Annotated in this window: 12 protein-coding genes and 1 pseudogene; 3 read left to right on the top strand and 10 right to left on the bottom strand. The window is 66.2% G+C overall.

The features are described 5' to 3' along the window. Positions 1-477 precede the first annotated feature (477 nt). The 6 genes from IEY68_RS26635 to IEY68_RS26660 all read right to left on the bottom strand — a co-directional run bounded on the left by IEY68_RS26635 (position 478) and on the right by IEY68_RS26660 (position 6,445). Complete coding sequence (locus IEY68_RS26635; RefSeq protein ID WP_058855165.1) at positions 478-1,134, bottom strand: alpha/beta fold hydrolase; 657 nt, start codon at positions 1,132-1,134, stop codon at positions 478-480. Beyond that, on the bottom strand, positions 1,131-1,832 hold the full coding sequence (gene biuH, locus IEY68_RS26640; protein ID WP_058855166.1) for a biuret amidohydrolase: 702 nt from the start codon (positions 1,830-1,832) through the stop codon (positions 1,131-1,133). The genes IEY68_RS26635 and biuH overlap by 4 nt, the downstream gene beginning before the upstream one ends. Next, complete coding sequence (locus IEY68_RS26645) at positions 1,829-3,142, bottom strand: cytosine permease (protein ID WP_082681382.1); 1,314 nt, start codon at positions 3,140-3,142, stop codon at positions 1,829-1,831. Before IEY68_RS26645 ends, biuH begins: the two co-directional genes overlap by 4 nt. Continuing rightward, positions 3,139-4,197 carry a cyanuric acid amidohydrolase gene (gene atzD / locus IEY68_RS26650; RefSeq protein WP_058855167.1) on the bottom strand — a complete coding sequence of 353 codons (1,059 nt, stop codon included), beginning with the start codon at positions 4,195-4,197 and terminating at the stop codon, positions 3,139-3,141. The genes IEY68_RS26645 and atzD overlap by 4 nt, the downstream gene beginning before the upstream one ends. Beyond that, on the bottom strand, positions 4,194-5,525 hold the full coding sequence (locus IEY68_RS26655; protein ID WP_058855168.1) for a nucleobase:cation symporter-2 family protein: 1,332 nt from the start codon (positions 5,523-5,525) through the stop codon (positions 4,194-4,196). The genes atzD and IEY68_RS26655 overlap by 4 nt, the downstream gene beginning before the upstream one ends. Before the next feature lie 233 nt (positions 5,526-5,758). Next, on the bottom strand, positions 5,759-6,445 hold the full coding sequence (locus IEY68_RS26660) for a GntR family transcriptional regulator (RefSeq protein ID WP_229719022.1): 687 nt from the start codon (positions 6,443-6,445) through the stop codon (positions 5,759-5,761). Positions 6,446-6,596: 151 nt separating this feature from the next. On the opposite strand from IEY68_RS26660, the gene IEY68_RS26665 reads away from it, so the two are divergent. Next, the gene (locus IEY68_RS26665) at positions 6,597-6,920 is read left to right on the top strand and encodes a DUF4288 domain-containing protein (RefSeq protein ID WP_058855170.1); all 324 of its coding nucleotides are present in this window, start codon (positions 6,597-6,599) and stop codon (positions 6,918-6,920) included. A 36-nt stretch (positions 6,921-6,956) separates the two neighbouring features. Here IEY68_RS26665 and IEY68_RS26670 read toward each other — a convergent pair whose 3' ends face one another. Further along, positions 6,957-8,216 (bottom strand): glutaminase, encoded by a 1,260-nt coding sequence (locus tag IEY68_RS26670; protein WP_058855224.1) that lies wholly within the window; start codon positions 8,214-8,216, stop codon positions 6,957-6,959. 232 nt (positions 8,217-8,448) lie between these two features. After that, positions 8,449-8,895: pseudogene (locus IEY68_RS26675) on the bottom strand (cytochrome P450 family protein); the annotation flags it as partial. 708 nt (positions 8,896-9,603) lie between these two features. On the opposite strand from IEY68_RS26675, the gene bla reads away from it, so the two are divergent. Then, complete coding sequence (gene bla / locus IEY68_RS26680) at positions 9,604-10,497, top strand: class A beta-lactamase (RefSeq protein WP_063916357.1); 894 nt, start codon at positions 9,604-9,606, stop codon at positions 10,495-10,497. A 384-nt stretch (positions 10,498-10,881) separates the two neighbouring features. Here the strand turns inward: bla and IEY68_RS26685 are convergent, their stop codons facing one another. Both IEY68_RS26685 and IEY68_RS26690 read right to left on the bottom strand, forming a co-directional pair. Continuing rightward, a complete protein-coding gene (locus IEY68_RS26685) occupies positions 10,882-11,262 on the bottom strand; it encodes a DoxX family protein (protein ID WP_058855172.1) in 381 nt (126 codons plus the stop codon). Between the two features lie 274 nt (positions 11,263-11,536). Further along, a complete protein-coding gene (locus IEY68_RS26690) occupies positions 11,537-13,117 on the bottom strand; it encodes an FAD-dependent monooxygenase (RefSeq protein WP_082681384.1) in 1,581 nt (526 codons plus the stop codon). Between the two features lie 363 nt (positions 13,118-13,480). On the opposite strand from IEY68_RS26690, the gene IEY68_RS26695 reads away from it, so the two are divergent. Continuing rightward, positions 13,481-14,074: a TetR/AcrR family transcriptional regulator gene (locus IEY68_RS26695; RefSeq protein ID WP_189094508.1), complete on the top strand. Its 594-nt coding sequence runs from the start codon at positions 13,481-13,483 to the stop codon at positions 14,072-14,074. Positions 14,075-14,298 lie beyond the last annotated feature (224 nt).

The following is a 14,298-nucleotide window of genomic DNA, read 5'->3' on the forward strand; positions in this document are numbered from 1 at the left end:
ACCCCTCTCGGTGCGTCGCGCCGATCCGTGCGTATCGCGCTCCGCACCGGGGTTCCGGGATCTTCCGCGCAGCCGTGGACCGACGAACATCCATTTTCCGGCGCGCGATACAGCTGAACAGGCATTCGTCAGTCGTACTTTCGCGAGGGATCTCTGTGGAATGAACCGCTCGGTTTCGACGGAGAAATCAGTGGTGGGCCCGGGGGCCGTCACCGGCATCGCATCTCTCTACCGCCTGGCATTTCGAACTCCGATCGGTGCCGAATTCCTCGTCGCGGTACCGCACGACCGAGGAGTTTCGTTGCGTGCCCGATAGGACCGGGCAAAGTCATCGTAGGGCGCCCCGGTCGCCACGCATATGGGCCCGCGTAATGAAACATCCGCTCGCTCTCGTGCTCCGCGCACAAATCGGGGCCGAACGCACTACGTCAAGTCGATGCCGGGGGGCCGGCGTCAGGTATTCGACCTGGCGTTATATCACGGGAAGGGCGGTAGGCAGTACGACCCCAGATCGGCGCCGCTCCGGCGCCGGACCCATCGTGCCAGCCGGTCCGGGGCCTCGAGGTGAGCCGCGTGCCCGGTTCCGGCGAGTACGCGCCACTCGAGACCCAGGGCGGCGCCGAGATCCCGGACCGATCGGTGCCGGGCCGGCGGCGAATGCTGCCCCACGGTCAGGGTGATCCGATCCGCCAGGGGGCCCACTGGGCGCGGTTCGAACCCGCGGAACATCGCGAACTCCCCGGCCACGGTTTCGTGCGCGGCGGCCGTGAGATCGGTTGTCCAGCTCGGGCCGTAGAGCGTGCGGCCGAACCCCGCCACACCCTCCGACCGGAACGCCCGCGCGACATCGTCGAGCAATCCCGGCGCGAGCGATCCGGCCGCCGGTTCGTGCAGTAGCGCGCCCGCGAATCCGACTCCGCGCGCGGCCATCTCCAGGCCGAGTGTCGCGCCACCACTGACTCCCACCGCGAACGCCCCCTCACACAGCGGTGCGAGGGCGGCGATCTCGGTGTCCATATCGCCCGACTGCGGCCGGTCGGGGGCGTGGACCTCGACGGCCGGGCCGAGTGCGGCGATCGTCGCCGCCCACACTCGGCTGTCGGTGGCCACGCCGTGGATCAGGACGACTCTCATACCGTGACGGACCGCTTTCCGAGGGCGGCCAGCAGCTGCTCGGATGTGGCGACCGCACCGAAGATCCCGCCCTGCATGGTGACCATGCTGAGTGCCGCTTCGTGATGCTCCTTCTCGGTGGCACCGGTGCAGTCGGACAGGATCAGGCATTCGTAGCCACGGTCGTTGGCTTCGCGCATGGTGGTGTGCACGCAGACATCGGTGGTGATACCGGTGAGGATGAGGTGGGTGATGCCCGCGCCGCGCAGCAGCAGGTCGAGGTCGGTGGCGTAGAAGGCGCCCTTGCCCGGTTTGTCGACGACCGGTTCGCCGGGGATCGGCGCGACCTCTGGCACGATCTCCCAGCCGGGTTCGCCGCGCACCAGGATGCGTCCGCACGGGCCGACGCTGCCGATCTCCGCGCCGACCTGCGCCGAACGCCAGCGCTTGTTCGCGGGGAGGTCGGCGAGGTCGGGGCGATGGCCTTCACGGGTGTGGATCACCGTGAGGCCGAGTTCGCGGGCGGCGGCGAGGACCCGTGCGGTGGGTTCCAGGCCGGCGCGGGTGAGGGACAGGTCGTAGCCCATCTGATCCACGTAGCCGCCCGGTCCGCAGAAATCGGTCTGCCAGTCGATCAGCAGCAGCGCGGTGCGGGCGGGATCGATCGGGCCGTCGAACGGCCAGGTGTAGGGGGTGGCGTCCACGGTGGTGGGGGTCATGCGGTGAGCTCCTTGTCGCGTCGCGCGGTGACGGTCGCGCAGAGGGTGAAGACAATGGCGCCGGCGGCGAAACCGATGACGGCGTCCGATAGCCAGGGGGCGAAATGGTGGGTGAGCAGGGCGGCGACCGCGCCGCCGGCCCAGGCGGTGAACGCGGGCCAGTGCCAGCGGGCCCGCCGGTCCCGCGGGCCGAGACCGAACCGGGGGAGTACCAGCTGGTCGAGGATGACCACGGCGCCGATCGGTGGCACGATCACGCCCAGCAGGTTCAGCCACTGTTCGAAATACGACCAGATACCCGCGACCGCCAGCACCACCCCGGCGGCGCCGAGGACGAGGGTGAGCCGCCGCATCCGGCCGCCGGAGAGCTGACTCCAGCCCACGGCGCCGTTGTAGAGGCAATGCGCGCAGACCGAACCCAGGTTGATGAAGACGAACGCCACGGCCAGCGGAACCAGCACGCCGCCGTGGTCGACCAGGAGCCCGAGGAAGTTGCCGCCGTCGGCGGCGGGGTCGGCGCTACCGCCCAGCGCGACCACGAGTCCACCGATCACCAGCGCGATCGAATTGCCCACCGGGAAGGCCGAGGCCGCGGCGAGGAAGGCTTCGCGGCCGTTACGGGACCAGCGGGTGAAATCGGCGGTCATGGTGCCCGAGTCGATGAAGGAGGCGATGACCAGGGTGACCGCCGCACCGAAACTCATCGCGGCTGCGCCGGCCTGCCCCTGGTACGACGTGGGCGAATCGCCGCCGTCGCCCACGGCGAGACCGATCGCGACCAGCCCCAGCACGATATAGACCGGTGCCGCGATCATGCCGATCGCCGACAGCGCCCGGATACCGAGCAGGGTCACCGCGATGAAACCGAGCCCGGCGGCGAGCGCGGTGACCTGTTCGTGCCAGCCCAGGGTGTCGTGCAGGATCGCGCCGGCCATACCGGTCTGGAAAGCGAACCAGCCGATCACCACGGTCGCCAGGAAGGCGGAGGGGATGAAGGCTCCTGCCTTACCGAAGGTTTCGGCGGCGGACAGCGCGAAGTTCTTACCGGTCCGCCCGGCGATCACGCTCAGCGCGCCGACATAGAGCATCATGCAGATATTGCCCACGGCGATGGCGAGCAGCCCGAGCCGGAAGCCCAGCGAATAGACGATGAGCCCGCCGAAGATGGCGCAGGTCAGCACCATCGGGAAACCGAACCAGACCGCGGAGACCGAGGCCAGGCCGCGCCGGCGGTCGGCGGGGACCGGTACGTTCTCGAATTCGTCGGTCTCCCAGACTTTCTCGGGTTCGGTCAGCGTCGTGGTACTCATGGCGCATCGGTCCCTTCGGGGGTGGGGAGTTCGTAGATCACGGTGAGGCTGCCGCCGCCCGGTGGGCCCTGGTGCTCGGCGCCGCCGGAGACATACACGGCGCCGTCGCCCTTGAGCGCCGACAGCAGACCGCCCACGGCGCCGCGCGCATGCCGGGTGGCGTTGATATCGGAGTCGGTGAGCATGGTGTGCCGCAGGCCCCGCACCGAGCCGCGGGGGTCGGCCTCGGCTTTGGCGAAGATCTGCCGCACCGTGCCCCCCGCCGCCGCCACCTGCGACAGCAGCTCCTGTACCGAGGCCAGGTCGATCGCATCGGCCATATGGCCGTGCAGGGCGCGCAGCGGATTGGCCGCCGTGGGGCTCTCGGCCACCACCAATACGTGGCAGTCGTCGAGTTCGGCGCCCGCGCTGGCCGAGGCGCGGGCCGACCAGACATCGGCTGCACCGGCCAGGGCGCGCAGCGCGGTCGCCCGGTCGCATTCACCCAGCGCGACGGCGATACCCAGCGAACTCGCCGCCCGCGACCAACCCATCGACGCATAGGTGTCGGTGGCGACGGGCACCTGGCCCGCGGCGTGCAGTGCGGTGATCTTGTCCGAGGTCAGCAGCGGGCATTTCACCAGCACCAGATGGACATCGGCGGGTGTGACACCGAGTTCGGCCAGCAATTTGCCCACGGTGTCGGCGACCGTATCGACCTGGTTCGCGCGGCCGATCTCCCCGGGATCCAGTACCCGGCTGCGGCGGGCCGCCGCGACCAGGCCGCGATCGAAACCGGGATGGTGGCGATCGTCGCGGACGAACATGTTCACATGCGGACTGAGCACCCCCTCGGTGCCGCCGGAGAACACGGTGACCGCGGCTTCCGGGATCCGCGGCTCCCAGACGGCGGTGGCCAAAGTGCGGCTGAAATCGTTCACGCAGCCGTTGCCCTCGGTCTTGCCGATCACCGAGACGAGATCGTCGGTGCGGTAGCCGGTTTCGGTGAGCACCTCGAAGGGCCGGGTATCGCCGGGGTCGGTGGTGGGCACGGTCAACAGGGCGATACCGGTCATGCGGCGCTCTCCTTCGGGGTGCGGGCCGGGGTGAGGTGGTTGAAGACGAGGTTGAGGACGAACGCCACGATGACGGTGCTGGTGATCGCGCCGCCGGCGATGATCCGGACCGACGACGGGAGCCCTTCGTAGACCTCCGGCGCGACCACCGGGATCATGCCGATGCCCATGGCCAGCGACACCACGAGCAGGTTGTCGTTGCGGGAGTAGTCGACCCGGGCGAGTGTGGCGATACCGACTCCGGCGACGGTGGCGAACATGACCAGGCTCACCGAGCCGATCACCGCGCCCGGGAGATTGGCGACCACTTCGCCCATCTTCGGCACCAGTCCGAGCGCCACCAGCAGTCCGCCCGCGACGGCGACCGCGCGCCGGCTCGACACCCCGGTCATCCGCACCAGGCTGACGTTCTGGGCGAAGATCGTGTCCGGGAACGAGGTCAGGAATCCGCCCAGGACCGCCGAGGCGCCGTCGGCACCGAGCGCGCGGGCGAGCCGGTTCGGTTCCAGGGGGCGGCCGAGGTGATCGGCGGTGGCCATCAGGTACGCGGTGGATTCGGTGAAGATCACGAGCATCACCAGGCACATAGAGATGATCCCGGCGATCGGGAAGGTGGGGGTGCCGAACAGGAACGGGTCGGGCAGACCGAACCAGGCGGCGGTACCGACGGCGCTGAAATCGGTGAGCGAGAGCGCGGCGGCGGCGAGGGTGCCCAGCACCAGCGCGATCAGGACCGCGGATTGCGCGACGATGCCGCGGCCGTAGCGCATCAGCACGATGATCAGCACGACCACCCCGGCGGCCAGAGCCAGCGGGGCGCCACCCGCCGGTTCGTCGCCGAAGGTCATGGATACGGCCTTGCCGATGAGCGACAGTCCGATCATGGTGACCGCCGCGCCGCGCACCATCGGCGGGAAGAACCGCACCAGTTTCGAGAACGGGACCGCGACCAGCATGCCGAAGATACCCGCCGCGATCATGGCGCCGTAGACGGCGGACAGGCCGTACTCCTCGCCGATCAGGATCATCGGCGTCACCGCGGTGAACGAGGCGCCCGCCACCACCGGCATCCGGGCCCCGAGCAGTTTCCCGATACCGAGGGCCTGCACGAGGGTGATGACACCGGCGACCAGCAGGTCGGCGTTCACCAGGGTGGCGATGGTGGAGGTGTCCAGCCCGAGAGCCGCACCGAAGACCAGCGGGACCGCGACGCAACCGGTGTACATGACCAGCACGTGCTGGATACCGAACAGTGTTGTGCGCCAGAAGGGTAGGGGAGCGGATGGAGTCAGCGGCGGCGACTGGGTCGGGGCAGCGTCTGTGGACATGGGACCTGGCCTCGGGCAGAAGAAATAATCAACACCCGAATTTGTATACAAATACTGTTTCGCTGGTGTTGCTAGAGGTTCCAGGGGTGTGAACTATGCAAGAGAGCGAGGGAAGGTTTGAAATCTTGTATACAAACCTGGCTTTTCGTACCGATCAGTCTGCTTGTCGGCGCGCTCGCGCAGGGCGCCGCGACCATCGACCGGGTCGGCCTGCTCGGCGGGCCCGGCCACGCCTATGCCCCTGACGGCCCGGTCCGATCCGGCGTCGCCTCGGCGTCCATATCGGCGAGCAGTTCCTCGTCCCGCGCGATGTGCTCGTCCATCAGATACCCCGCCTGCACCGGCGACCCGTTGAGGATCGCCTGCGCGATGGCCGCGTGGTCACTCCAGGAGATATGCGTGCGGCTCTCCAGCCGCTGCCCGAAGATCCAGGACACCCGCTCCAGAATCTGCTCCAGCATGGCCCCCAGCTGCTGGTTCCCGGACGCCTCGGCGACCAGCGTGTGGAACCGCAGGATCAGCGGCGGCAACTCGTCATGGGCATGCGTGAGATCGGCCGACCGGCCCAGCTCCACCACCCGCGCCAGCTCCGCGGCCACCGCGCCACCTCTGGACCGCGCCGCAAGCTGTGCGGCCAGCACCTCCAGCCCCCGCCGGATCTGCACCAGCTCCAGCGCCGCCGGCCCCGACGGCGCCGACACCGTGGCCCCGCGATACCGCACCAGCGTCACGAACCCCTCGCTCTGCAACTGCGACAGCGCCTCGCGGACCGGTACCCGGGACACCCCGAACCGCTCCGCCAGGTCCACTTCGCGCAGCCGGTCGCCGGGAGCCATTCGTCCGGCGAGGATGTCCTCGCGGACGGCATCGGCGACCGCGGCGCCGGGGGCGGTGCGGCCGGTGGGCTGGGAGGTGGTCACGAGGTGAGGGTAATCCCGGAGTCGATCGCCGAGGCAGCCGCTACGCAACCCTCACGGCGCGAACAAGCTCCCCGGTACCCTGCTCTCCCGCGACAATCTCGCCCGCGCCAGTGCCGTCGAGGTTCGATATGTAGAAACAAGGAGTCGGTCAGTGGCCAAGAGCCCGTACATCGCCATCACACTGTTCAAGTTCACCTCCGACGCCCCGGACCATGTACCCCTGTACCGGGAAGACACAACTCTCGTCTACGCGGAATCCGAAGAGGAAGCGCGTGAACTCGCGGAAGTGAACTTCCGGAGCGACGAGGGGAGCTACAAAAACGAAGCGGGCGACAGCATCACCGTCACCCCCACAGCGATCATCGACGTCACGGCATCGCTGACCTCGGACCTGTCCGAGGGCGGTGACCTGTATTCACGCCACTTCCGTGATTTCGAGGCCTACTCGAAGTGGGAGACACTGCTCGACGACTGAGCCGCCGGCAATCACGTGCCGATCATCGGTCGTGCGCTACCGGCCGCGGGCCGTCCCGGCACGGACGGTGGGGAAAGTGCCGTCGCCCAGATCGGGGTTCGGGAGTTTGCCGTCGGGGTCGACGAGAACCACTTCCCGGCCGTCGAGTACGAACCGGCGGAGTCCCTCCAGCACCATCCGGCGGCCGACATCGGTGATCCGATCGACCCGGCTCAGATCGAGAACGAGGGTGCCGGTGGCGGTGGTGTCGTCCTGGAAGGCGGCGAGTACGGATTCGGCGCCGATGAACTGAACGGCGCCCTGTAGGGCGAACCATGTTTCGCCGTCTCGGACCGTGGTGGACCGCAGCACAGTGGATCCGTGGGGTTCGGACTCCATCAGATGCATACCCATATCGTCGGAGAGCCGATGGAAGGCTTTGATTCCCCGCACACTGTTGCCGTGCCGGTCGAGGCGGGGCGAGACGACCCCGATCCCGCACTGACCGGGCAGCGCGCCCAGCAGACCGCCGGCCACCCCGCTCTTGGCGGGAATCCCGACACGGGTGAACCATTCGCCGGCCGAGTCGTACATACCGGCGGCGGCCATCACCGCCAGTGTTTCGCGCGCAACGGCCGGCGTGACAACCTGTGCACCGGTCTGCGGATGCACACCGCCGTTGACCAGAGCCGCACCCATCGTGGCGAGATCCCGCACGGTCACCTTGATCGAGCATTGTCGTGTGTAGCCTTCGACGACCTCGTGCGGGTCGTCGTCGATGATCCCGTAGTTGCGCAGCATATGCGCGATCGACAGGTTGCGGTCCGCGGTCGCCAGCTCGGAGGTGCAGACGCGTTCGTCCAGTTCGAGGGTGCGGTCGGCCAGCGTCGAGAAGAAACTCCGGGCCCGCTCGAACCGTTCCGCGACAGTCGCGTGGGGGCCGACCAGGAGCTGATGGGTGGCGATCGCGCCGGCATTGATCATCGGATTCTTGGGCCGTCGCGATTCGGCTTCCAGCGACAACTCGTTGAACGCCTCACCCGACGGTTCGACGCCGACCGCCGCGCGGACCGTAGCGAAGCCGCGATCGGTCAGGGCTGCCGCGTAGGCGAACGGTTTGGAGATGGACTGAATGGAGAATTCGATATCGGCGTCGCCGGCGGTATAGACCCGCCCGTCGACCGTGCACACCGCCATACCGAGCACATCCGGGTCCGCGGCGGCGAGTTCGGGTATGTAACCGGCGACCTCCCCGCCGGTGTCGTCGCGGACGGTGTCGAGCACTTCCTGCAGATAGTCGGCAATCGGCGAGTGCACGGTGTCCACCTTTCCGGGAAGTACGGCCACGGCGACCGGTCGGGATCCGACGGCTATCGGTATTCGGGATTGTCCCAACCGAAATGCGATCGACAGCGCGGTTCAGCCTACCGGCGAGGCAGCGGATACCGGTGCGGTGCGCCTCGTGGTGCGGTAGTCGGAACGGGGTCTCGATGCTGGTTGCCTGCTCGATCGAGTGTCGTGAGTTGATGGATGGCCAGCGAATTCATGATCATTTCCAGCGCACCGAGCCGCGGTCGGAGAGATCGACGGGTGACAGAGGAAAGGTGACCGGGAGCGAGAACAGGGCCCGGTGGAAGGGTCCGGGTCGCCACATCAGATCGGTGGATGCGACTGCGAGTCGCATGTCGGGCAACGCGTCCAAGAGCTGGTCGATCGCATCCTGGACGATCAAGTAGGCGATGGTCCGGGCCGGGCACGCGTGTCGTCCGGCGCTCCAGGCCAGGTGCGAGCGATTGCCGGTGGCGTCTCCGCCAACTGTTCCGGGGTCGGTGTTGGCGGCGGCGAGACTGATGAGTACGGGTTGGTGTGCCGGTAGCCAAGTATCGCCGATGAGTACCGGGGTCCGCGGGTAGGTGGTGCAGAAATTGGCCATCGGCGGGTCGTTGAACAGCACCTCGTCGAGTGCGTCGCGGGTGGAGAGGCTGCCGCTGATCAGCGGGCGTGCACGGCTACATGCCGACCTTTTTCGGTGCCGAGGCCGCTGCGGACCGCTTGGCCGAGTTACCCGTCTGGAAGCGGGCGCGAGTAGTGAAGGCGGTGCCGGACACAGCGCAACTCCCAGTCCGGGCCCGAGCCCTGGCTGAGGGCAAACTCGTCTACATGGCGGTGCCTGACCTGGCCGAGCCGCAGCCCTTTTACCTCTTGGATCCGAGGACACTGAGAGTGCCGTTTGCCGAGGCGGCGTCGAGCATGGTGGCCGCCTCCGTCGCCTGGTCTGGGAGGAGCTGCAGCAGGATCGAATCGCATCGATTCCCGTCTTGAATGCGAGACTCAAGCAACGATCGAATTCAGAACCGGATCCGTTGAACGTCGACGACCTGTTTCATCAACCGCTCCGAAATCCGGCGGAATGACGTGCACGCCTCCTCCGATTCCCGCTCCATGAGGGCTGAGATTCTTTACAGACGATGGAAGACTGATCGAGCGACTCGCGCTGGGAGCGAAAGTGAATGAAAATCGGCGGCCGGTAGTGCTTTCAGACGTGTTTGTCCCGGGTGAACTGCGACGATACCGAGTCCGACTCGTTCGCGGGGTGGCTGAGTATTGGTCACGTCCGCTGAAGTGGTGATGTGCTGTGGCGGTGAGATTCTCCGCGCTCGTTCAGCTCATCTCGTTCGATCGCCGCCGGTTCGCTGTCGCTGCGTTGGCGGTGTCGGCGCTCTCGGCGGCTACCGCATGCGATGCCGGTCCCGGTACCCCGGGCGCCGCCGCGCCGATAGGTACGACCACGCAAGTAGTGACGACTCAGCAGTTCGCCGATTTGGAAGCGGCACACGGCGCGCGGCTGGGGGTGTTCGTGCTCGACACCACCGACGGCCGCAGCGTTTCCTATCGTGACGGCGAGCGGTTCCCGATGGCTTCCACATTCAAAGGCCTCGCCTGCGGTGCCCTGCTGCGCGAGCACCCGCTGTCCTCGGGGTTCTTCGACCGAGTGATCCAGTATCCGCGCACCGATCTCGTCGCCAACTCGCCGGTGACCGAGCAGCATGTCGACACCGGGATGACGGTCGCCGCCCTGTGCGAGGCCGCCATCACGGTGTCCGACAACACGGCCGGCAATCAGATTCTGAAACTACTCGACGGACCCGCGGGCTTCACCGCGTTCCTCCGCACCCTCGGTGACAACACCTCGCGACTGGACCGCTGGGAAACCGAGCTGAACACCGCGATCCCCGGCGACGAACGTGACACCACCACTGCGGCGGCGCTGGCCGCCGATTATCGCGCACTCGTCGTCGGCGACAGCCTCGCGGAACCCGAACGCGCGCAATTGTCCGCGTGGCTCGTCGCCAGCGCGACCGGCGGTAATCGCATCCGAGCGGGGCTGCCCGCCGGCTGGACCGTCGGCAACAAGACCGGGTCCCCGGCCTACGGTTCCGCCCTCGACGTCGCCATAGCATGGCCGCCGGGACGGGCCCCGATCGTCCTCGCGGTACTCACCACCAAATCCGAGCAGGATGCCGAGCCCGACAATGCTCTTGTGGCCGCCGCCACCCGTGCCGCGGTGGAAGCGCTCGGGATCGGCCAGACCGGCTGACGCGGTCGCGGGCGGTCGGTGGGCTGGGAGGTGGTCACGTGGTGAGGGTGATCCCGGCGCCGGTTCGATCGCATCGCTGGACTTCGATCGCATCGCTGGACGGGGAACCGAGTCGTACCCTGGTGCACTACGGTGCTGCCCTTCTCCTGAGGGTCCATGGCATAGCCGGTCGATCGAAGGCGCGACGGGAGTGCGAAAAGTGAATGAAAATGAGGGATTCCGCGTGGAAAGTACCTGATCAGGAAGTGTGCTCCCCGCGCACGCGGGGATGAGTCCCAGACCGACCCTCTACATCCTCGCGCGGCGGTGTGGGCTCTCGGGTTCGCATCGGGCCGGGCCTTGCGGAGTGATCGAACTGTTCGCTGAGGACAGTGACGATTGTGGTCAGGCTGCGTATGGTCCGAAGCGCAGGACGGCGATGAAAAGTGCGAGAGTCCCGAGCACAAGAGGAGCGCCGACCGCGCTCTTTTCGCCTCGGCGGAGGTGGACCCACCCGGCACCACACATGAGTAGAGCAAGTCCGGTGGCGGACATAGGGGCCAACCACGGCTCGATCCCCAGTGCCATCGGCAGGATCAGTCCTATGGCGCCCAGGACCTCGAGAGTGCCGATGGCTTTGATCGCTCCTCCTGGCAGGTCTCCGGCCCACGCCATGCTGGCGCTGGTGCTCATGAGTTGCTGACGGTTGCGGGCCATCTTCATCGAGCCGGCGGCGAGGAAGGCGACCGAGAGGACGGCTTGCCCGATCCAGAGAACGGTGTTCATGGTCTTCCTTTGCTTATTTCTGGCCAATTGATGTCGATCAGGGATACCCAGCAGCCGTTGGCTTTCAGATAGCGCCGATGGTCCGAGATTTTTTTGTTTGGCACGAACTATCGCCGGGATCGATACCCCCGGCCGTGCGCAGACAATGAATTGGCGTTTCACAACTCATCCGTGCGTGACGAGGTTCAGGCCGGCAGTGGCGTGCGGCTTGGAACCGAGGGGCACGCCCTGTGCCGGCTTGCCCGTTGATGAGCCTTCAGAAACATTGTGCGGTTCAGCCGGAGAACGCCGAAGGCTTTTCGGCTCTATCGGCCGATGTCCGAGACGGCGGCGGGATGAGTCCCAGTGCACGATGGAATTGGGAGTGGTCGACGGCATGGGGGTCCGCGATTGCACCCACAATATGATCGGGTCGGATCAGAGCAAGGTACCGGTCGCGGTCGAAGAACCGGGTCAGTTCGGCCATATCACCGTTGAGGATCGGGATGTTCAATTGATCCGCGAGTTCGCGGGGAGTTTCATGTTCTTCACCTGCCCAGAGCAGTGCGCCGTGGTTGATTCGATCGAAGATGCGTTGTCCGAAGGAGTCGATTGTGTTGGGGAGGCGTTGTCCGATTCGGGATCGGGATCTCCGTAGGATCGGTGACTCCAAGTAGGGGACGTCGATCATCGCGAACCGTTTTGTGATGGCCCCTGAGGCATGCGCGAAGTCGAAGAGTTTATCGAGCGTTCTGACTATCGTGATCCGCCGGTGCGGGCGTGCCGCCTGGAACCGTTCAGCGACATCGGTGGCCGGGAGAACTCTACGTCGTATGAGCGACCGGCGCTCCTCTGCGTAGGAGTCGAGCAACGCGTCGCTGTCGACGACGTGGGTGAGGACGCAGCGTGCGAGTTTCCAAGCGAGATTGTGGGCGTCCTGTACGCCGGAGTTCATACCCTGGCCGCCTGCGGGGCTGTTGAGATGGGCCGCGTCACCAACCAAAAGTATGTTGCCGCTGCGGTATCGCGTTGCGCAGCGTTCGTGCTTGCGATATGTACTCTGCCAGATAATCTCTTCGGGCGGCCCACCGAAGAGTTCGGAGGTCAGCTCGACGATATGGGTCTCGAGTGCGGCGGCGTCGAGGTTCGGATCGACGGCCTGTTCGATGATCCGCCATACCCGGTTGCCGAATCGGATGCCTACGACGATTCCACGTCGATCGAGGAGAACGGGCCATTCGCCGGCAGGGTCGTGTTCGGGTGCGACACGCACATCGATCAGGCGCGCTTGGGTGGGGTAGGTTTTGCCCTTCAGTTCGATCCCCAATTGTCGGCGGACCGTACTGTGTGCGCCGTCTGCACCGACAAGATACGTTGCGGTTCCGTCTGTCTCGATGCCGTGCTCGTCACGAGCCCGGTACCGGATTCCGCCGTCGTCGAGTTGCGTGAAACCGACGAGTTCGGTGGAGAATCGGATGTCGACCGATCCTGTCCCACGGACCGCGTCGAGCAAGATTCGTTCGGTCTCGTTCTGCGGAAGAGCGAGGGCGTATGCCGTCGCACTGATGTCATTGAGCTTGGTGAAGTTGACGTGGAGGATGTTCTGCTCGCTGGTCGGCTCCCGTAGCCGGGCGTGTGGCACGACGTTCCCAGCTGCGATGAACCGGTCCAGCACGCCCCACTGGTCGAATATCTCGAGGGTCCGGGCCAGGATCAGTGTGGCCCGAGAGTGCGGGTCGAGCTTCTCCTTCTTCTCGAGGACGGTGCAGTGCACGCCGGCTCGTGCCAGACCCAATGCGAGTGAGAGTCCAACAGGGCCTGCGCCGGAGATGACGACCGGCGTGTCAAGTGCTCGCTGGGCCGTGCTTGCGTTCATTGAATGTGCCACCTTGTCTTCGATTGTGCTGAGCGGCTGTCCGATCACGAGTGAGTCCGGGGAGGGCTGGATTCGACTCTCGCGACCCTGTCGGGAGTTGCGCGGCCATGAGCCGTAGGCCTATGGATCGCTTCGGCGCAGCAGTCGGGAATCAGTTGAGTTGCCGATTCCTGAAGTGTTCGCGGTCGGGTCACGTCGAGCGCGGTTGCGCCGACGCGCCTGGTGTGCCGATGCCCGCCGGATCGGCTGCCTCTGTAGGTCGTCCTCCAAACAGAATGATTGTTCTCTTTTAGATTAACAGCTACCTTTGGGACCCGCAAACAGAACAGTTCATATTGTTTGGAGGAAGTGACGATGCCGCCTGTGTCAGACCGCTACCGGGAAGCGCGCCGCCGCGAGGTACTCCAGGCGGCCCGGCGCTGCTTCGCGCGTGAGGGTTTCGCCGGTACGTCGATGTCCGATGTGTTCGCTGAGTCCGGCATGTCCGCGGGGGCGGTGTACGGCTACTTCACCGGCAAGGACGAACTCGTCTCTGCGATCATCGACCAAGTGGTTGAGGAGATTTCGAACATCCTGGTACAGGTGACACGCGAACGTCCGCCTGAGCCACTGCCCCTCGTGTTGGGCAAGTTCCTTCAGGCCCTGCAGTCGTCGCTGACAGCTGACCTTCCTGGATTGGCAGTGCAGGTCTGGGCGGAAGCTCAGCGCAACGAAACGTTGCGTGCGCGGCTAGCCGATGATCACCGACGTATCCGGCATGACTTCGACCGATTGCTCGAGCACTACGCCACGCAGGGTGCAATCTCGCCTGCGGCGCCGATCCGGGAGATAGCAGCGATCCTCGCTGCGGTCGGCCCTGCATTTCTCGCCCAGAGTGCCATCCTCGACGATATCGACGCGGCCGGTCTTGCAGCGGGAATCGAAGGTCTCCTGGCCGCCCGCCTTGGTGATGGGTGATCTCGAGTGGTCTCGAATCCTGACCTCGGCAATGAGACGGGCGGACGGTGTGCCCTTACCTACTTGTCTGCGGCCCCCGTATCGTCGACCGGTTACTGCGCGATCTAGAGCTTCTATCGCAGGTCGGCAGGTTTTCGGCCGGTTCTCGCCGATCGCCGGATCGGGCTGTCGTTCGCCGCGGGGGCACTCGCTGAAAACGGTCCGACAACAGGTGTATCGGTATG

The sequence above is a fragment of the Nocardia jinanensis genome (assembly GCF_014645735.1).
Taxonomy (GTDB): Bacteria; Actinomycetota; Actinomycetes; order Mycobacteriales; family Mycobacteriaceae; genus Nocardia; species Nocardia jinanensis.

Excerpts from the sequence above, each read along its gene's own strand:
- IEY68_RS26685 (WP_058855172.1), bottom strand. The coding sequence starts at position 11,262 with ATGAACACCGTTCTCTGGATCGGGCAAGCCGTCCTCTCGGTCGCCTTC.
- IEY68_RS26690 (WP_082681384.1), bottom strand. The coding sequence starts at position 13,117 with ATGAACGCAAGCACGGCCCAGCGAGCACTTGACACGCCGGTCGTCATC.
- IEY68_RS26635 (WP_058855165.1), bottom strand. The coding sequence starts at position 1,134 with ATGAGAGTCGTCCTGATCCACGGCGTGGCCACCGACAGCCGAGTGTGG.
- IEY68_RS26645 (WP_082681382.1), bottom strand. The coding sequence starts at position 3,142 with ATGAGTACCACGACGCTGACCGAACCCGAGAAAGTCTGGGAGACCGAC.
- biuH (WP_058855166.1), bottom strand. The coding sequence starts at position 1,832 with ATGACCCCCACCACCGTGGACGCCACCCCCTACACCTGGCCGTTCGAC.
- IEY68_RS26655 (WP_058855168.1), bottom strand. The coding sequence starts at position 5,525 with ATGTCCACAGACGCTGCCCCGACCCAGTCGCCGCCGCTGACTCCATCC.
- atzD (WP_058855167.1), bottom strand. The coding sequence starts at position 4,197 with ATGACCGGTATCGCCCTGTTGACCGTGCCCACCACCGACCCCGGCGAT.